General features: G+C 69.2%; 17 protein-coding genes. 8 read left to right on the forward strand and 9 right to left on the reverse strand.

The features are described from left to right. Nucleotides 1–83: 83 nt before the first annotated feature. The 3 genes from BXU09_RS09020 to BXU09_RS20935 all read left to right on the forward strand — a co-directional run bounded on the left by BXU09_RS09020 (nucleotide 84) and on the right by BXU09_RS20935 (nucleotide 5177). The gene (locus BXU09_RS09020) at nucleotides 84–1301 is read left to right on the forward strand and encodes an adenylosuccinate synthase (protein ID WP_078301977.1); all 1218 of its coding nucleotides are present in this window, start codon (nucleotides 84–86) and stop codon (nucleotides 1299–1301) included. 255 nt (nucleotides 1302–1556) lie between these two features. Then, nucleotides 1557–2114: a GTP cyclohydrolase I FolE gene (folE, locus tag BXU09_RS09025; RefSeq protein ID WP_240501338.1), complete on the forward strand. Its 558-nt coding sequence runs from the start codon at nucleotides 1557–1559 to the stop codon at nucleotides 2112–2114. Nucleotides 2115–2387: 273 nt separating this feature from the next. Next, complete coding sequence (locus BXU09_RS20935) at nucleotides 2388–5177, forward strand: HD domain-containing phosphohydrolase (RefSeq protein WP_078301980.1); 2790 nt, start codon at nucleotides 2388–2390, stop codon at nucleotides 5175–5177. 36 nt (nucleotides 5178–5213) lie between these two features. Here BXU09_RS20935 and sufU read toward each other — a convergent pair whose 3' ends face one another. Beyond that, complete coding sequence (sufU, locus tag BXU09_RS09035) at nucleotides 5214–5642, reverse strand: Fe-S cluster assembly sulfur transfer protein SufU (protein WP_078304900.1); 429 nt, start codon at nucleotides 5640–5642, stop codon at nucleotides 5214–5216. Nucleotides 5643–5644: 2 nt separating this feature from the next. Beyond that, entirely contained in the window at nucleotides 5645–6823 is a 1179-nt protein-coding gene (locus BXU09_RS09040; RefSeq protein WP_078301981.1) for a M20 family metallopeptidase, read from the reverse strand. Between the two features lie 143 nt (nucleotides 6824–6966). Here BXU09_RS09040 and BXU09_RS09045 point away from each other — a divergent pair, with 143 nt between their 5' ends. The 3 genes from BXU09_RS09045 to BXU09_RS09055 all read left to right on the forward strand — a co-directional run bounded on the left by BXU09_RS09045 (nucleotide 6967) and on the right by BXU09_RS09055 (nucleotide 9650). After that, on the forward strand, nucleotides 6967–7167 hold the full coding sequence (locus BXU09_RS09045; RefSeq protein WP_078301983.1) for a hypothetical protein: 201 nt from the start codon (nucleotides 6967–6969) through the stop codon (nucleotides 7165–7167). Nucleotides 7168–7230: 63 nt separating this feature from the next. After that, the gene (locus BXU09_RS09050; protein ID WP_078301984.1) at nucleotides 7231–8334 is read left to right on the forward strand and encodes a Gfo/Idh/MocA family oxidoreductase; all 1104 of its coding nucleotides are present in this window, start codon (nucleotides 7231–7233) and stop codon (nucleotides 8332–8334) included. A 107-nt stretch (nucleotides 8335–8441) separates the two neighbouring features. Beyond that, the gene (locus BXU09_RS09055; protein ID WP_078301986.1) at nucleotides 8442–9650 is read left to right on the forward strand and encodes an FAD-dependent oxidoreductase; all 1209 of its coding nucleotides are present in this window, start codon (nucleotides 8442–8444) and stop codon (nucleotides 9648–9650) included. Between the two features lie 190 nt (nucleotides 9651–9840). Here the strand turns inward: BXU09_RS09055 and BXU09_RS09060 are convergent, their stop codons facing one another. From BXU09_RS09060 to pyrR, 3 genes are read right to left on the reverse strand one after another with little or no spacing between them, the layout of a single operon-like run. Next, the gene (locus BXU09_RS09060; RefSeq protein ID WP_078301987.1) at nucleotides 9841–11100 is read right to left on the reverse strand and encodes a dihydroorotase; all 1260 of its coding nucleotides are present in this window, start codon (nucleotides 11098–11100) and stop codon (nucleotides 9841–9843) included. A 17-nt stretch (nucleotides 11101–11117) separates the two neighbouring features. Continuing rightward, entirely contained in the window at nucleotides 11118–12044 is a 927-nt protein-coding gene (locus BXU09_RS09065) for an aspartate carbamoyltransferase catalytic subunit (RefSeq protein WP_078304901.1), read from the reverse strand. Between the two features lie 29 nt (nucleotides 12045–12073). Continuing rightward, complete coding sequence (gene pyrR / locus BXU09_RS09070) at nucleotides 12074–12622, reverse strand: bifunctional pyr operon transcriptional regulator/uracil phosphoribosyltransferase PyrR (protein WP_055362234.1); 549 nt, start codon at nucleotides 12620–12622, stop codon at nucleotides 12074–12076. 402 nt (nucleotides 12623–13024) lie between these two features. Here pyrR and BXU09_RS09075 point away from each other — a divergent pair, with 402 nt between their 5' ends. Then, a complete protein-coding gene (locus tag BXU09_RS09075; RefSeq protein WP_078304902.1) occupies nucleotides 13025–13468 on the forward strand; it encodes an Hsp20/alpha crystallin family protein in 444 nt (147 codons plus the stop codon). A gap of 333 nt (nucleotides 13469–13801) precedes the next feature. Here BXU09_RS09075 and BXU09_RS09080 read toward each other — a convergent pair whose 3' ends face one another. The 4 genes from BXU09_RS09080 to BXU09_RS09095 all read right to left on the reverse strand — a co-directional run bounded on the left by BXU09_RS09080 (nucleotide 13802) and on the right by BXU09_RS09095 (nucleotide 17067). Then, complete coding sequence (locus tag BXU09_RS09080; protein WP_078301989.1) at nucleotides 13802–14707, reverse strand: hypothetical protein; 906 nt, start codon at nucleotides 14705–14707, stop codon at nucleotides 13802–13804. 306 nt (nucleotides 14708–15013) lie between these two features. Next, a complete protein-coding gene (locus BXU09_RS09085) occupies nucleotides 15014–15676 on the reverse strand; it encodes a phosphatidylserine decarboxylase (protein WP_078301990.1) in 663 nt (220 codons plus the stop codon). 104 nt (nucleotides 15677–15780) lie between these two features. After that, the gene (locus BXU09_RS09090) at nucleotides 15781–16533 is read right to left on the reverse strand and encodes a peptidylprolyl isomerase (RefSeq protein WP_168174578.1); all 753 of its coding nucleotides are present in this window, start codon (nucleotides 16531–16533) and stop codon (nucleotides 15781–15783) included. Between the two features lie 63 nt (nucleotides 16534–16596). Then, complete coding sequence (locus BXU09_RS09095) at nucleotides 16597–17067, reverse strand: Lrp/AsnC family transcriptional regulator (protein ID WP_055362231.1); 471 nt, start codon at nucleotides 17065–17067, stop codon at nucleotides 16597–16599. Between the two features lie 161 nt (nucleotides 17068–17228). Between BXU09_RS09095 and ald the strand changes: the two genes are divergently transcribed. Further along, entirely contained in the window at nucleotides 17229–18335 is a 1107-nt protein-coding gene (ald, locus tag BXU09_RS09100) for an alanine dehydrogenase (RefSeq protein WP_078301992.1), read from the forward strand. The last annotated feature ends 228 nt before the right edge of the window (nucleotides 18336–18563 follow it).

The following is an 18563-nucleotide window of genomic DNA, read 5'->3' on the forward strand; positions in this document are numbered from 1 at the left end:
CGCGCCGTGTTTTTTTTGCTCTGGCCCCCTGGTGGGGTGCGGGTAAGGGGAGCAAGTCTGTGCGCGTGGCGTGGAGGGCTTGAATGCCTGGAATTGCGATTGTTGGCGCTCAGTGGGGCGATGAAGGCAAGGGGAAGATCACGGATTTCCTGGCGCCGGAAGCCGAGTTCGTGGTGCGGTATCAGGGCGGCGCGAACGCCGGGCATACGGTCACGGCGAAGGGGCAGACGTTCAAGTTGAACCTGCTGCCCAGCGGCGTGCTGCATGACGGGACGGTCAGCGTGCTGGGTGACGGGATGGTCATCGACGCGGACAAGTTCATGGAGGAACGCCGGAACCTGATCGCGGGTGGCCTGACCCCGGACCTGCGCATCAGTGACCGGGCGCACCTGGTGCTGCCTCACCACAAGTTCGTGGATGGCCGGAAGGACTTCGTGGGCACGACCGGGCGCGGGATCGGCCCGGCGTACGCGGACCGGGCGCGCCGCGTGGGCATCCGGTTCGGTGATCTGCTGGACGACGGCGTGCTGCGCGAGCGGATCGAGCGGCTGCTGGAGGCCAAGCCGAACAGCACCCGCGACGCGGGCTGGACGAGCGTGGACGTGGCGATGGAGTCCCTCGCCCCGACCCGCGAGGCGCTCGCGCCGTTCATTCAGGATACGGGCGAGCAGCTGCGCGCCGCGATCCGTGATGGCCGCAACGTGCTGTTCGAGGGCGCGCAGGCGACCCTGCTGGACCTGAACTACGGCACGTACCCGTTCGTGACCAGCAGCCACCCCACGGTGGGCGGCATTCTGGTGGGGGCGGGCGTGAACCACAAGGCCATTCACAAGGTGTACGGCGTGGCGAAGGCCTTCAACACCCGTGTCGGGCATGGGCCGTTCCTGACCGAGGTGCATGACGAGGCGGGCATCCTGCGCCTGCGCGGCGACGGCAGCAAACCCTGGGACGAGTTCGGCACGACGACCGGCCGTCCGCGCCGGGTGGGCTGGCTGGACCTGCACCTGCTGAAGTACGCGGTGGACGTGAACGGCCTGGACGGGCTGGTCATCAACAAGATGGACGTCCTGGCGGGTCTGGACGAGGTGCCGGTCTGCGTGGGTTACGACGCGGACGGTCAGCCGGTCATGAAACGCATGAAGGGCTGGGCGACCACCGAGGGCGCCGACAGCCGCGCGACCCTGGCCAAAGATGCGCAGGCGTACCTGGACCTGATCGAGGAGACCGTGAACTGCCCCGTGGTGATCTTCTCGGCCGGCCCGGCCCGCGAGCAGACGTACGGCGAGGTCAGCTGGAAGTAACCCGGACTCGGATTGAATGGTTTTTGCAAAAACCGTTCAATCCGAGCGGCTTCCATGTGACGGCGGATTCCCTCATGTCCGGGAGGGGCGTGGGGGGTTCCTGAATCTTTTTTGACAATTGCCGCGAGGGGCTACGGCCTACACTCGCGGCATTCATGTTCATGCCCCCGGACCGGGAGCGCGTGAGAAGGAGCAATTCCCTTGACGATTGAAACAGTGATCAGCGCCGCTGACGAGAAGCAGGAAGTGCCGGGCCTGAGCGCCCTGACCCACAGCTGGCTGGGCGCCATCGGGGAGGACCCGGAACGCGAGGGGCTGATCAAGACGCCGCACCGCGTGGCGAAAGCCTGGGGGTTCCTGACGGCCGGGTACCAGAAGACGCTGCACGAGGCGGTGGGGGACGCCGTGTTCGCCGCCGATGGCAGCGAGATGGTGATCGTGAAGGACATCGAGTTCTACTCCATGTGCGAGCACCACATGCTGCCCTTCTACGGCCGGGCGCACATCGCGTACATTCCGGACGGGCAGATTCTGGGCCTGAGTAAGTTCGCGCGGATCGTGGACCTGTACTCGCGCCGCCTGCAGGTGCAGGAGCGCATCACGACGCAGGTGGCGGACGCCGTGCAGGAACTGCTGGCGCCGAAGGGCGTGGCGGTCGTCATGGAGGGCGTGCACCTGTGCATGGCGATGCGGGGCGTGCAGAAGCAGAACAGCAGCACCAGCACGAGTGCCATGCGCGGCCTGTTCAAGAGCGACCCGCGTACCCGCGCGGAATTCATGAGTGCCGTGCAGACCACCCTGCGGTCCCGCTGACAGGCTGCCCGACGGGGAGGGGCCTGTAAGAAATTCGACATTGTGGATGGGGCGGGATTCCGGTCCGGGGAGTTGGGTGCGCGGCGCGCGTCCAGTCCTCCCGGACCGGTTCTGTCGGCTGGGCGGTCAGCGCGCTACGCCACTCCGCCTGGGCCCTGGTGGTGGGCGCGGGCCGGACGGGGCCGGTGAAGGGCTGATTGAGGCTCTCCTGTAGCTTCCGGGTGATAAGAGGCATGTAAGGGCCGGTCCCTTACCGTGAGGAAGGGGGGGGACGTGCTGCTGAATTTCTGTTTATTACTGACCTGCACGTTTCTGCTGAGTCTCACGTACCGTCAGTGGCCGGTGCCGGCGCGCTCGGCCGAGCATCAGCTGCGGATCGTGCTGGCGGCGGTCGCCTCGGTGCTGCTGCTGCTGAACACCCAGGAGGTCGGGCCGTACAAGATCGACCTGCGGTTCGTGCCGCTGGCGCTGATCACCCTGCGGTACGGCGTCGGGCCGGGCCTGCTGGTTGCGGCCGGGCCGGTCGTGCTGCGCGTGCTGGAGTCCGACCTGGGCGGCCTGTCGGCGCTCGTGAACGCCCTGAGCGTCGTGGGCCTGTCGGGAATCCTGCGCGGATACCTGAACTTCCGGGACCTGGGGCGCAGGGACCTCTGGAAACTGCCGCTTCCTTATCTGGGCGTGGGTCTGATGCTGTTCTTCACGCCCCAGCCGCCCGGCGTGTCCCCGTGGGTGCTGTACCCGTCCATGCTGGCGCTGCACTCGCTGGCGACCGTGGCCGTGCTGGGCGTCCTGAATGCCCGGCTGCGCCTGCTGCGCGCCACCGCCGAACTGGAACGGCAGGTTCTGACCGACGAACTGACCGGACTGGGCAACCGGCGACGCTTCGATCTGGATCTCGCGCGGCTGGAGACGGGCGGACAGCTCGTGATGCTGGACATCGACGATTTCCGGTCGCTGAACGAGCGGCACGGCACGCCGGTCGGGGACCGGGCACTGCGCTACATCGGGCAGGTCATGACGGACGTCGCGCCGCACGCCGCGTACCGACTGAGTGGCGAGGAGTTCGCGCTGCTGCTGAACGTGGGCAGCGAGGCCGGAGCGCGCGCGCTGGTCGAGCGGATCCAGGCGCAGGTCACGGAGCCCGGCGGCCTGCCCTGGGCGAACCTGACCCTGTCGGCCGGCATGGCGACCCGCCTGCTGCACGAGACGCCCAGCGAGCTGATGTCCCGCGCGGACGAGGCGCTGTACCTCGCCAAGACGAACGGCCGTAACCGGCTGGTCGTGCAGCAGTACAGCGCGCGGCCCACCACGGCCGAGGTGGCGCTGCCGGACATCCGCCCCCGCTACTCGCTGTGGCAGGCGCAGCGCACCACCGTCAATCTGCTCACGCAGCGCCGCACCCTGACCGACGACGACTGGCACGAGCTGCTGCGACTGGCGGTGCAGACCGTGGACGGCGTGGAGGCCGGCACCCTGAACGTCCGCGAGGGCAGCGTGTTCCGCGTGTGCGCCTCCGAGGGGTACGACGAGGGCCTGACCGGCCTGACCCTGACCGAGCGGTCGCAGCGCAAATGGTACGGCGGAAGCCTGGAGGACTGGCTGGCGGGCAAACCGCGCGTGCTGCGGCCCGGCGAGATCCAGCGGGCCTGGGCGTCGGCCGACGAGTCGCACCAGCCCGGTCAGGACCAGCTGTTCGCGCAGCTGGGACGCCGCGATCAGCTGCGCGCGAACCTGTGCCTGCCGGTCGTGCTGGGCGGCGAGGTGATCGCGCACCTGAACCTGGATTCCATGAGTTCCGAGGACGTGTTCACGCCGGCCGTCATGCAGGACGCCGGGGTGTTCGCGCAGCAGGTCGCGGCGCTGCTGCAGTTGCAGGAACGCTGGCGGGAACTCGAGCAGCTGGCGCGGCTGCACGGCGACCTGAGCCTCAGCCTCGACGACGACGCCATCGCCGGGCACCTGACCGACACCGCCCACGCCCTGCTGCGCACCAGTTACACCGTCCTGCTGCGCTACGACGCCACGCAGGACATGCTGATCAGCGCGGCCCGTGCCGGGGCCAGCCCGCTGGACGGCCCCCCGGTGCGGCTGCGGCGCGGCGAGGGCATGTCGTGGCTGGCGCTGGAAACCGGGCAGGTGCAGCGCGTGGCGGACATCATGACCACGCCCGGCGCGTACCGCCCGGAGAACCTGGAACCCGACCGCCGCGCCCTGATGGCCGTGCCGCTGCTGTCGCACCAGCGGCAGCCGCTGGGCGTGCTGTGCCTGCTGCGCAGCGCCCACCGGCCCTTCCAGGCCAGTGACGAGGCGCTGGCCGCCATGCTCGCCAGCGTCGGCACGCGCGTCATGGAGCGCGGCACGCACCTGAACGACCTGCGCGCCACGCTGGAAGCCTCGCTGAACACGCTGGGCGTGGCGCTCGAAGCGCGGGATTTCGAGACGCAGGGCCACACCCAGCGCGTGCGGGACCTGGCGCTCATGATGGGCGCGGCGCTGCAACTCCCGGACGACCAGATGACGGCGCTGCGGCACGGCGCGACGCTGCACGACATCGGGAAGCTGTGCATCCCGGACGCCGTGCTGCTCAAGCCGGGCCGCCTGACCCCGGACGAGCGGGCCGTGGTCGAGCAGCACGCCCCGCTGGGCGCGGACCTCGTGGCCCGCATTCCGTTCCTGCATCCCGAGTCGCATCACGTCGTCCGGCACCACCATGAACGCTGGGACGGCGCCGGGTACCCGGACCGGCTGGCCGCCGACGGGATTCCGCTGCTGGCCCGGATCTTCGCGCTGTGCGACGTGTACGACGCCCTGATCAGCGTCCGGCCCTACAAGGCCGCGATGTCGCACGCGCGGGCGCTGGAGATCATCCGCGAGGGGCGCGGCACGCAGTTCGACCCGGCGCTGACGGACCTGTTCTGCAGCCTGATTCCCGGTGGTTTCGCCGTATCGGTCTCCAGTCACCCGGCCGGGACCGGGGAAGCCACCGTGCCCGCTGAGGAAGGGGCGGTGCCTGCCGGGCCAGTGGCCGCCGGGCCGGTCGAGGCGGACGGCGCACTGCCATGAGCGGCCGTGTGATCCGGTCAGCCGGACCAGGGTGGGTCAGGCCGGGTCGCTGCTGTCTCCCAGCGTCTGTTCCAGCGCCCGCCACGCCAGCAGCGCGCACCGGCGCCGGGCGTGCAGGCGGCTGACGCCCGCGAGGGCCAGCAGGTCCCCCAGCTGCGGGCTGCCCGGTTCCTCGCCCATGACCATCGCCCGGAACTGCCCGGCCAGCGCCCGCGCTTCGGGCACGGTCCTGCCGGTCAGGGCGACGGTCATCAGGCTGGCGCTGCTCTGGCTGATCGCGCAGCCCTTCCCGCTGAAGGTCAGATGCCCGATCCGGCCGTCCTGCACGTCGGCCCAGACGGTCACCTGATCCCCGCAGCCCGGATTGTCCAGCGTGACGCCCGCCACGCCGTTCAGCGGGCCGGTGTGGCGCGGGCGGCGCTGATGGTCCGCGATGATCTGCCTGGACAGCGCGTCGGGCAGCACGGTCACTCCGGGACGGTCAGGCGCAGCGCGGCGGCGTGCAGCATCCGCACCCCGGTTTCCAGGCTGGCCTCGTCGATGGTGAAGCGCGGGTGGTGGTGCGGCCAGCGGCTGTCCTGCCCGTCACTGCCGGAACCGACGTTGAAGTACGCGCCGGGCGCCTTTTCTAGGTAGGCGCTGAAGTCCTCGCCGCCCATGGTGGGTTTCGCGTCCCGGTACAGGTCCGCGCCGACCACGTCCAGCGCGATGTCTTTCAGTTGCGCGGCCACCCAGTCGGTGTTGATCAGCGGGCGGTACCCGAACTCGTAGCGCAGGTCGTAGGTCGCGCCGTGCGCGTCGCACACGCCCTTGATGACCCGCTCGATCAGCTGCGGCGCCCGCTCGCGCAGCGCCGGGTCGAAGGTGCGGACCGTGCCCATCAGTTCGGCCGTGTCGGGAATGACGTTGTGCGTGGTGCCGCTCGTGAATTTGGTGATGCTGACCACCAGCGCGTCCTGCGCGGCCACCATGCGGCTCACCACATGCTGGAGGTTCGTGACGACCTGCGCGCCCACCGCGATGGGGTCCACCGCTTCCTCCGGGTGCGCGCCGTGCCCGCCCCGCCCCCGGATGGTGAGTTCCAGCATGTCCGGCGCGGCCATGAACGCGCCGGGCTTGACCGCTACCACGCCGGCCGGCAGCTGGCTGTTCAGGTGCAGGCCCGTGACCACGTCCACGCCGTCCATCAGCGGGGTGTTCATGACCAGTTCCTCCGCGCCGCCGGGCCCGATCTCCTCGGCGTGCTGGAAGATCATGCGGACCTCGCCCGGCACGCTGGCCGCGTCCCCCGAGAGCAGCGCCGCCACGCCCAGCAGGATCGCGGTGTGCCCGTCGTGCCCGCAGGCGTGCATCACGCCGGGCCGGGTCGAGGCGAACTCGAAGGTGTTCTCCTCGTGGATGGGCAGCGCGTCGATGTCGGCGCGCAGCAGCACGGTGCGGCCCGGCTGCCCACCCTTCAGGACGGCCAGCACGCTGGTCGCGGTGGGGCGCGAGACGCTCAGGCCCGGCATCTTGCGCAGTTCGGCCTCGATGTACGCGGCCGTCTCGTGCTCCTCGAAGCCCACCTCGGGGTTCATGTGCAGGTGCCGCCGCCACGCCACGAGCTGCGTGCGGAGTTCCTCGACCCGGTCCTGAATTGCAGTCATGCCCCAGCCTAGCGCCTCCGGGCGGCCGGACGGGCTGCGTTTCGCTCTGCCGGACACTCCCGCCCCACCGGCCGGAATCCGAGGTAAAGGAACCTGAGTCCCGCCTCAGCAACTTTCCTCTGCGATCTGTCGTAATGGAGGGCATGAAGACCTCCTCGAAAGGCAAACTCGGCCTGATCATGGCCGCCGCTCCGGTCGTGCTGGAACTGCTGGTCAAGACCCGCGCCGCCCAGAAGAAGAAAAGCCGCTACACCCGCGCCCGCAAGCGCGACCGCGTGATCGACACCCTGCTGAGCCGCGCGCAGAAGGCCGTCGGAAAGCCCGGAAAACGCCGCTTCTTCTGAAGCCCTAAGGCCCCCTCAAGGCGCGCCTCCCCATCCGGCGGGAGCGCGCCCTTACGGTGGGGCATGCCTCAGAAACCGGACATCACGCCCCCCGAAGCGCATGACCAGCGGGTGGGCTTCGCCCTGGTCGGCATCGGTAAGCTGACCGCCGAGGAACTCATTCCCGCCGCGCGCACCAGCGAACACGCCTACGTGGCCGCGCTTGTGAGCGGCGAGCCGGACAAGGCGGACGGGTTTGCCCGCGCGCTGGGCCTGAGCGAGCAGGACGCCTACACCTACGAGCAGTTCGACGAACTGGCGAACCGCGACGACGTGCAGGCCGTATACATCGTGCTGCCCAACAGCCTGCACCGCGAGTACGCCACCCGCGCCGCCCGCATGGGCAAACACGTCCTGTGCGAGAAACCGCTGGGCGTGAACGCCGAGGACGCCCAGACCATCGTGGACGCCTGCAAAGGGGCCGGGGTGCTGCTGATGACCGCCTACCGCTGCCAGTACACCCCGGAACACTGGGCGGCCCGTGACGCCGTGCAGGGCGGCACGCTGGGGCCGGTGCAGCTGCTGAACTCCATCCACGCGCAGGTCGAGGACGACCCGGAGGCGTGGCGCCTGAAACGCGACCTGGCGGGCGGCGGGCCGCTGCCGGACGTGGGCATCTACAGCCTGAACACCCTGCGCTTTATCACTGGTCAGGAACCCGAGTGGGTGTTCGCCACGCAGCACCAGCCCGCAGAGGACCCGCGCTTCCGGGAGGTCGAGGCGTCCATGAGCGCCCTGCTGGGCTTCCCCGGCGGCGTGAGTGCGACCATCCAGACCAGTTACGCGGCGCACAGCACGGGCACCCTGCGCGTGATGGGTGAGAAGGGCAGCCTGCTGATGGACCCCGCCTTCCCGTACGACGGCCTGAAGCTGAGCCTGTCTGGTGAGGACGGTACCCGCCAGCCCAGTTTCCCCGAGTACGACCAGTTCACGCTGGAATTCGATCACTTCGCGCGGTGCATCCGCCGTGGCGACACACCGTGGACCCCCGGCGAGGAGGGCGTGCAGGACCATGTGATCATGGACGCCCTGTACGAGAGCGCCCGCACCGGACAGGTCGTGCGCCTGCCCACCCACACGAACCGCGACGCGTTCCGGGGCACGAAACCCGAACTGCCGCAGAAGTAGCCCCCGCCCGCAGGGCCGCGTTCCACAACGAACCCTGAACGTCGCGCGCGGGGAACCGTAGCCACTCGCCCAACTGGCCCGGCCGCCACCCCAGCAGAATCGGGCCTATGGATCTCCGCAGCGGACGCGCCTTCTGGCCCCTCACGAACGGCCTCATGCACACCTACCCTCCCCTGAGCGGCGACGAGACTGCCGACGTGCTGGTCATCGGGGCGGGCATCACGGGCGCGCTGCTCGCCGACCGCCTGAGTGCCGCCGGGCTGGATGTCGTCGTGACTGACCTGCGCGACGTCGCCTTCGGCAGCACCAGCGCCAGCACCGCCCTGCTCCAGTACGAGATCGACACGAACCTCATGGACCTGATCCCCATGACCGGGCAGGCCGACGCCGAGCGTGCCTACCACCTGTGCCGCGAGGCGATCGACATGGTCCGCGACCTGACGGCCGAACTGCCCGACGACTGCGGGTTCCGCGAGCGCGGCAGTCTGTACTACGCCAGTAACCGCCGCGACGCCCGCATGCTCGCGCAGGAGCACGCGGCCCGCACGCGCGCTGGACTGAACGTGGAACACCTGGACGCCCGCACCCTCAAGGCCCGCTTCGGCATCACGGCGCCCGCCGCGCTGTTCAGCCCGGACGGCGGCGAGGTCGACCCGTACCGCCTCGCGCAGCACCTGCTTCAGCGGGCGCAGTCGCGGGGGGTGCGGGTGTACGACCGCACCGAGGTCACGCGCCTTGATGAAGGCCGGGACGACTTCACCGCGCACACCGACCGGAACGCGAAGATCCAGGCCCGCTGGGTCGTGGTCGCCACCGGGTACGAGGCCGAGAAGTTCCTGGGCCGGCGCCTCGCCATCCTCAAGAACTCCTACGCGCTCGCCTCGGAACCCATTGCAGAAACCGACGGGGAACTGTGGCCCACCGGCTGCCTGATCTGGGAGACGGCCCGCCCGTACCTGTACGCCCGCACCACCCAGGACGGCCGCGTCGTCATCGGCGGCGAGGACGACGACCACCACAACCCCGCCCGCCGCGAGCGCGCCCTGCCCGGCAAACAACGCCGCCTGGAACGCAAACTCGGCAAACTCCTGCCGCACCTGCAGGCCGAGACGGCCTTCGCGTGGGCCGGCACCTTCGGCGAAACGAAGGATGGCCTCGCGTACATCGGCCCCCGGCAGAAGGGCGACCGCCTGCTGTTCGCGCTCGGGTACGGTGGGAACGGCATCACGTACAGCGTGCAGGCCGCCCGCCTCCTCACGGACCTGATTCGGGGCGAGGAGAACGACGACCTGCGCATCTTCCGCCTGGACCGCTGAACGGCAGCCGGGCGCGGAGAGATTATGCGGATTCCGTTTGTTTCGCTGACAATCCGGAACTTCACCGGATTGCCAGCTCCACGTCCGGAACCCGCTTGACTCCTACTCGCATCCGCTCGGATTGAAGGGTCATTGCAGCCCCTTCAATCGGAGTCCGTATTGCCTCCGCGCCCGGCCAGCCGTGTGCCCGTTATCGCTGGTAAGCGACTTTCCCGTCCACGACGGTCAGCAGCGGCCAGCCCTTCAGCGTTTCCCCGGCCCAGGGAGTGAATTTCGCCTTGCTCTTGAACTCGGCGGGATTCACGGTGCGTTCGGTGGTCAGGTCCAGCACGACCAGATCGGCCTTCTGCCCGGCGTCCAGGGTGGGTTCCGTCCAGCCCATCACGCGGGCGGGCGCGGCGGTCATCAGGTCCAGGATGCGCTCCAGGCCCAGCGTCTCGCCAAAGCGGGTGTACATCAGCGGGAACGCCAGTTCGATGTACGCGATGCCGCTGGGCGCGTCCAGCAGGTCGCGTTCCTTCTCGGCGCGGGTGTGCGGCGCGTGATCGGTGGCGAGGCAGTCCACGCTGCCGTCCCGCAGACCCTCCAGCAGGTGATCGGCGTCCGCCTGCGTGCGCAGGGGCGGCGCGACCTTGAAGATCGCGTCGAAGCTCCGCAGCGCCTCGTCCGTCAGGGTCAGGTGGTGCGGGCAGACCTCGCAGGTCACCGGGAGGCCCTGCGCCTTCGCGGCTCGCACCAGATCCAGCGCGCGCGCCGTGCTCAGGTGCTGGATGTGCAGCCGCGCCGGAACGCCCTGCGCGTGCAGACCCGCCACGATCTCGATATCCCGCGCCACACGCGCCGCCTCGGCCGAGGCCGGGTTGCCCGGCAGGCCCAGCGCCTCACTGACCGGCCCCTCGTTCATCACGCCGTCCGCGCGCAGGCTGGCGTCCTCAGCGTGCACGCTGATCACCATGCCCAGGCTCCCGGCCGTCTCCAGACCCAGGCGCAGCGTGCGGGCGTTCTCGTTCGTGCGCCCGTCATCCGTGAACATGGCCGCGCCCGCCTCTTTCAGGTAGGTCAGTTCGGCCAGTTCCTCGCCCTTCTGCCCCTTCGTCAGCGCCGCCGCCGGACGCAGCCGCGCAAAGCCCAGGCCAGAGGCCTTCTCGATCAGGCTGCGCACGATCGCGGGGTCATCCACGACCGGACTGGTGTTCGGCATGCTCACCACCGTGCCGTACCCACCGGCCGCCGCCGCCGCCAGCCCACTGGCGAGGTCTTCCTTCTCCGTCTGCCCCGGCTCACGCAGGTGAGCGTGCAGTTCGATCAGCGCGGGCGCGACCGTGCCGCCCTGCCCGTCGATGACGTCACCCTCTTCAGGCAGGTTCCAGCCCTTGATCAGGCCGTTCTCGATGGTGACGCTCTCGGTCTTCTCGGACCCGACGCGCTTGATGTTCGTAATCGTGATCATGCTTGTCCCCTCGCCCTTCAGTTCCGTCCGACCAGCAGGTGGTACAGGACGCTCATGCGGATGGCCTGCCCGTTCTCGACCTGTTTCAGAATCCGGCTGCGCGGGCCGTCAGCCGCGTCGCCGCTGATTTCCAGGTCGCGGTTCATGGGGCCGGGGTGCAGGACGACCGCGCCGCTCTCGGCCTCCTGCATCAGGGTTTCGTTCACCTGATAGGTGTCGGCGTACTCCTGAAGGCTGCCCAGGAAGCCGCCGCTCATGCGTTCGCGTTGCAGGCGCAGGGCCATGACGGCGTGGGCGCCGCGCACGGCGGCGCGGGGGTCGGTGGTGAGGGTCACGCCGGGCAGCGCGCCCAGACCGGCGGGCAGCAGCGGGGCAGGACCGCACAGGACCACCTTCGCGCCGAGTTTGGGCAGCAGTTCGGCGTTGCTGCGGGCCACGCGGCTGTGGCGGATGTCGCCGATGATGGCGACCGTCTTGCCTTCCAGGCTGCCGTACTCCTGGCGGATGGTGTACGCGTCCAGCAGCGCCTGGGTGGGGTGGGCGCGGCGGCCGTCCCCGGCGTTGATGACGGGTTTGCCGCTGTAGCGGGCCACCAGATGCGCGGCTCCGGCGGCGTGGTGGCGCACGATGTACGCGTCGACCTTGTACGAGGTCAGGACTTCCATGGTGTCGCGCAGGGATTCGCCCTTGCTGACGCTGCTGGCGCCGGCGGCGAAGGTGAGCACGTCGGCGCTCATGCGGCGGGCGGCCAGTTCGAAGGAGGTGCGGGTGCGCGTGGAGTTCTCGAAGAACGCGTTGCACACGGTCAGGCCCTGGAGGGCCGGGACTTTCTTCACGGGCCGGTCAAGGACCTGGAGCATGGTGTCGGCGTTGTCGAGGATGGCGCCCAGGCGTTCGGGCGTCCAGTCCTGGAAGTCCAGGAGGTGGGGTGGGCGGGCGCCCATGCTGGTGGGGCTGTTGGCGGGAGTGGGCGTCATCGCAGCGCCTCCATGTCCCAGAGTTCGACGCTGTCCACGCCGTCGGTTTCCTGCACCTTGACCTTCACGACCTCGCTGGCGGCGGTGGGCAGGTTCTTGCCCACGTAGTCGGCGCGGATGGGCAGTTCGCGGTGTCCACGGTCGACCAGCACGGCCAGCTGAATCCCGGCGGGGCGGCCGAGGTCGATCAGGGCGTCCAGTGCGGCGCGGACGGTGCGGCCGGTGTACAGCACGTCGTCGACCAGGATCACGCGGCGGTCGCGCAGGTCGAACGGCACCTGCGTCTCGCGGATGATGGGCTGCTGGGCGACTTCACTGAGGTCGTCGCGGTACAGGGTGATGTCCAGCATGCCGGTGGGGACTTCAACGCCTTCCAGGGAGCTGAGTTTCTCGGCCAGCCGGCGGGCCAGGGGGATACCGCGCGTGTGCACGCCGATCAGGGCGAGGTTCTCGGCTCCCTTGTTGCGTTCGATGATCTCGTGCGCGATGCGGGTCAGGGCGCGGCGCACCTCGTCGGGGGTGAGGATGATGGCCTTGGGGGTCATGCGCTCACCGGGGCGGGGTGCGTGGAACGGGGGTGCATAAAAAAAGGGCCGTTCAGCGTGGGCTGACGGTGCGTGGGTGTGGACATGGTGCTCCTTCTCCTGCCTCACGGGGCGGGTGCAGCCTCACTGGACTGCCGGGAAAGGACGAGGTTGGGTTGGATTGCCGGGGCGCGGGCAGATGGGCTGCCGTGCGCGGCCTGACGAAGTGTAACACCGCAGGCGTGGGGGTGTGCCGGAGCGGGGAAGGGGTGTCCAGTTCTGAGCGCCGGTTCAAGGCGCACCAAACTTGACATGAATGCACTCAGGTTTTACTATGGCGACAGTTGAGCGCAAGGCACTCAGATGTTCGGAGTGACCTGGGAATTCCGGTCCCTGCGCTCCCACCCACAGGAGGAACCCACCATGATGCGATTCGACCCCTTCCGTGAAATTGAGGAACTGACCCAGCGCATGGACCGCGCCTTCGGCCAGAGCGCCAGCGCCCCCACCCGCATCGCCCCGCCCGTCGACGTGCACGAGGACGACCAGGGCCTGGAACTCACCCTGGACCTGCCCGGCATCCGCCCCGACCAGATTCAGGTCGAAGCCGAGAACCAGACCCTGACCGTTCAGGCCACCCGTACCTACGAACGCAAGGACGGCCGCACCGCTCACCGCGTCGAACGCGCCTACGGCACCCTGGCCCGCACCTTCAGCGTGCCCGCCAAGTACGACCTGGGCAAGGTCGAGGCCGACTTCGACCACGGCACCCTGACCATCCGCGTGCCCCGCAGCGAGGCCGCCCAGAAACGCGCCATCACCGTCCGCAGCGCCAAGGTGCTCGACACCGACACGCCCAGCGCATAACCCCAGATCAAGCAGCAGGGCGAGCCGTTCAAATCGGCTCGCCCTGCCTGCTCTGCGTGCTGATACGGATTCCGTTTGTTTCGCCGACAATCCAGGACTTCACCGGATTGCCAGCTCCACGTCCGGAACCCGTTTTGCTCCCACTCGCTTCGCTCGGATTGAACGGGCTTTGCAGCCCATTCAATCGGAGTCCGTATGAGGGACTCCGATTGAATGGCTTGCAGAGCCGCTGGGTCCGAGCGGGAGAGAAGCGGATTCAGGATTGTCAACGAAACAGACGGAATTCGTATGAGGGGCCAACCATCACCCATCAACCATGCTCCATCAACCTCTCTACTCGCCTTCGCGCACCGCCTCCAGCAGTTCCTGCGCGAGGTTCAGTGCGGCCGGGCCCAGCGGCGCGCGGGTCACGCCCAGCAGTGTGCCCAGCTTGTCGCGGCGGGCGGGTGTCAGGTGCAGCCAGCCGCTCAGGTCCGCGCGGTGCGTGCGGGCCGCCTCGTCCCGCAGGTACCGCACGGCGCCGTCGTAGTACCCGGCCTGGAAGGCGGCGCGGGCGCGGCGTTCCTGCTCGACCAGCCCCAGTCCGCGTGTGGCGAGCAGCACCCGGCGGGCCTCTTCCTCGCCACCGAAACCGTACAGGGCTTCCAGGCGGTACACGGCCTTCGGGAAGCGCAGGCCCGCCGAGGCCCGCCACGCGTGCGGCAGGCGGATCTCGAATTCCGGCCACAGGTGCAGCCAGGTCAGCAGCGCCGGGTACAGCAGGTTCAGGGCGACGCCGCGCGCGTCCGCCAGGGCCAGCAACTGCTCCTGCACGCCGTGACCGGCGCCGGTGTGCGTCTCACGCGCCAGCTGAAGCTGCCCGGCCGCCTGGTTCAGCAGTTCGGCGCGGTGCGCGGCCCGCTGCGACTCGCTCAGGTTCCACAGGGTCCGCTGAATGCGGCCGTAATGCCCGGTGGGATCGTAGACCACGCGGCTGGTCGCCAGCAGCGCCAGCGGCGCCTCGGTCCGCGCGGCCTCCCAGTCACGCCACGCCTCGAGCTTCTCGAAGGGAAAACGCTCGGTCGTCACGCCGGCCCGCGTGTCGGTCTGCGGCTCGGTCACGCCCCGCTCGAACGCCACCAGGGTCGGCAGGCTGCCGGTCCACGCGAACTCCGTGCCGTAACTGCCGGCGTAGGCGACCGCCCGCACGCGCCGGTCCGCGACCAGCCGGTCCGCGGCGCGTTCGGGACCGCCTGTCACGTTGTCGTCTGTTGCGCGTGCCCTGCCCACCCTGCCTCCCTTGCCCCTGATACGGATTCCGTTTGTTTCGCTGACAATCCGGAACTTCACCGGATTGCCAGCTCCACGTCCGGAGGGGCGTTTCTCTCCCACTCGCATCCGCTCGGATTGAATGGTCTTTGCAGCCCATTCAATCGGAGTCCGTATGACCCAGCAGTCACCGTGACCGCCCGGACCCTTCCAGGCGCAGCAGCATACCGGTTCCGGGCGCCGGACGCCGTGACGCGCGGCAGGGTTCACCCGGAACCCCTTCAATCGGAGTCCGTGTCAGTTGTCTGCGCGGGCCGCGACCGTCTGCGCGCCCAGCACCCGCTCGCCGACGCCCACGGACGGTGTGAACGCCCCCGGCAGGTGCAGCAGCACCAGACCGCCCTCCTCGAGGAACGCGGCCTTGAACCCGGCGCGCCCCTCGTCGCCCACCTGCTGGTACGAGGTGACGCGCAGTTCCGCTCCCGGCGCGACCAGCGTGACGGTCACGTTCCCGAACGGCGTGACGGTCACGCTGCTCAGGCGTTCGTTCTCCAGCGTGCCGCGCCCCCCGAGCAGATCCGACGCGCGGCCGGTCAGGAACCCGGCCGCCGCGCCCGCGCCCAGCAGCGGCACGTTCAGCACGGCCGCCCGGTGCGTGACCTGCGTGACCGTGCCCGCCACCGGCTGGTACGTGTAGTGCGCGTCCAGCGGCCCCACGAAGATCCCGACCAGCCAGCCGTCGGCGGCCTCCGGGATATTCAGCAGCCCCGCCACGTCCACGCCGTCCACCTGGGTGCCGTGCACGCGGCGCACGAAACTCACGGTGCCGTCGGCGGGACTCAGGACCTCGCCCGGCCCCACCTGCGGCAGCCGCACCGGGTCCCGGAACCGGTACACGCTGCGGACGTACCAGAGGGCCGCGCCGGCCGCCACGAGCGGAAGAAAGGAACGAACACGCATGTTCGTCAGTGTAGAGCGCACCGACCCGCGCGGGCTGCGGCGAGCCTTACAGGATCAGGCCGCGCCCGCCGCCCAGTTGCACAGCCGCCCGGCCTGTCAGCCGCTCAGCGGGATTCGAGAATCTGGACGCCGATCAGCGTGTCGGCCGCCGCGCCCGGAATGGCCTGCTCACCCTGGGCGGTGCTGCGCGCCGTGCGGGTCAGGCTGGCCAGCACGTTCTGACCGCCGATGACCTGCCCGAACACCGTGTACCCGCCGCTCAGGAAGTCCGCCGGGGCGACCGTGATGAAGAACTGGCTGCCCTGCGAATTCAGGCTTGCTGAGCGGGCCATGCCCAGCACGCCCGCCCGGTCGAAGCGCAGGCCATTGTTGACTTCCGCTGCGAACTGGTAACCGGGGCCGCCGCGCCCCCACTCGGACTGACGGGCCGTATCTGCGCTGAGGGGATCGCCGCCCTGCGCCATGAAACCCTCGATCACCCGGTGAAAGCGCGTGCCGTCGTAGAAGCGGTGCCGGGCCAGGAACACGAAGTTATTCACCGCGACCGGCGATCCCTTCGCGTTCAGGTCCACCGTGATGTCCCCCCGCGCCGTTTTCAGGACCGCGCGGTACGAGCGGGCCGGGTCGATGGTCATGGCGGGCGCGGCCGTGAAGGACCGCACCGGGGTTTCGGACAGGAACGGCATCACCTGGAACGACACGGCGGGCGCGGCGGGCGCCGGGGTGGGCGCGGGCGTGACTGCCGGGGCCGGCGCAGTCACGGGAGCGCGGGTGGCCGCCGGGGTGCAGGCGGACAGCGCGGCACCCAGCAGCGCCACGCAGGTCAGGGAACGACCGTTCAGGGAATGAAAGGACATACCCGCAGTGTTCCATAACGCCCATGAGATCGTCCTGAAGACGGCACCCCGCCCCGGTTTCCGTCACTCCAGTGGGAGGCTGGTCGTGTGCTTCTCCTGCTTGACCACGATGGTACTCGCCGTGTTCCGCACGCCGGGAATGGCGGCCAGGGTGTTCACCAGGAAATGCTGGTACGCGTCCAGGTCCGGCACGCACACCTTGAGCAGGTAATCGATGTCCCCCAGGCACAGGAAGCACTCCAGCACCTCCGGGCGTTCCTGCATCTTCTGCGCGAACTCCTCGAAGCCCGCCTTCGTCTGCTTGTCCAGCGTGACGCGCACGATCACCATCAGTTCCCGGCCCACCATCTTCGGGTCCAGCAGCGCCACGTACCGCTGAATCACACCTTCCTCCTCCAGGCGGCGCACGCGGCGCAGCGTCGGGGCGGGGGTCAGGCCGATCTCGTCGGCGAGTTCCGTGTTCGGAATGCGGGCGTCCCGTTGAAGGATGCCGAGAATCTGTCGGTCCAGCGCATCGAGAATATTCTGAGACATGATTGATCGCATTCTGGCATAAAAGAGCAACAGGGTTGCGAAGCGGTCCCGAATCAGGCCGGTACCGGCAATCCCCGGTTCGTGAAGAACTGTTAATCTTGCGTCACAAGAAGCAGCACACCGCCGGCAGGAGACACCTGCACGGACAACGAGGTCACACCATGCACATCGGGCTCCCCAAAGAAATCAAGGTCAAGGAAAACCGCGTCGCCCTCACCCCCGGCGGCGTCGCCACCCTCGTCCGGCGCGGCCACACCGTCACCGTCCAGCAGGGCGCGGGCCTCGGCAGCGGCATCGCCGATCAGGACTACGTCACCGCCGGCGCCACCCTCGGCACCGCTGACGAAGCCTGGGCCGCGCAGATGGTCGTGAAGGTCAAGGAACCCATCCAGAGCGAATACCACTACCTGCGCCCCGACCTGCTGCTGTTCACGTACCTGCACCTCGCCGCCGACCGCCCGCTCACCGACGCCCTGCTCGCGGCGGGCACCACCGGCGTCGCCTACGAAACCGTCCAGCTCGACGACGGCAGCCTCCCGCTGCTGACCCCCATGAGCGAGGTCGCGGGCCGCCTCAGCGTCCAGGCCGGCGCGTACCACCTCCAGAAACCCGTCGGCGGACGCGGCGTCCTCCTCGGCGGCGTCCCCGGCGTGCAACCCGGTCACGTCACCATCATCGGCGGCGGGGTCGTCGGCACCAACGCCGCCAAGATGGCCATGGGCCTCGGCGCCAAGGTCACCATCCTCGACGTGAGCCAGCGCCGCCTCGCGTACCTCGACGACGTCTTCTTCGGCAAGATCACCACCATGATGAGCAGCGAAGCCAACATCCGCGACCTGCTCCCCACCACCGACCTCCTCATCGGCGGCGTCCTCATCCCCGGCGCCAAAGCCCCCCACCTCGTCACCCGCGACATGCTGAAACTCATGCCCGAAGGCAGCGTCATCGTCGACGTCGCCGTCGACCAGGGCGGCTGCGTCGAAACCATCCACGCCACCACCCACGACGACCCCACCTACGTCGTCGACGGCGTCATCCACTACGGCGTCGCCAACATGCCCGGCGCCGTCCCCCGCACCAGCACCTTCGCCCTTACCAACCAGACCCTCCCGTACGCCCTGCTGCTCGCCGACCACGGCCCCAGCGCCCTGCACCGCAACCCCGCCCTGATGCTCGGCCTGAACACCCACCAGGGCAAACTGACCTACCAGGGTGTGGCGGACGCTTTCGAGCTGCCGTACACGGCTCCGGAAACGGCTCTGGCCTGATTGGCTGATTGCTGCAAGGTTCCCCACCCCCCAGCCCCCTCCGCAAGCGGCTCATACGAGTCCCTCAGGGGGGCAGGGGGGGCTTTCGTTGGCACTGGGCAGGTATTTCTCGGGCGTTCGTGGTGGGTGTTGGGCGGGGACGGCCACGCCTCACACGCCATCCTCTGCCCCCGTCGCGTGCGCCCCGCGCGCTGCGCGCACGACAGGCTTGGTGGCGATGACGGTCGC

Origin of the sequence: Deinococcus sp. LM3 (genome assembly GCF_002017875.1) — a bacterium.
Classification (GTDB): domain Bacteria; phylum Deinococcota; class Deinococci; order Deinococcales; family Deinococcaceae; genus Deinococcus.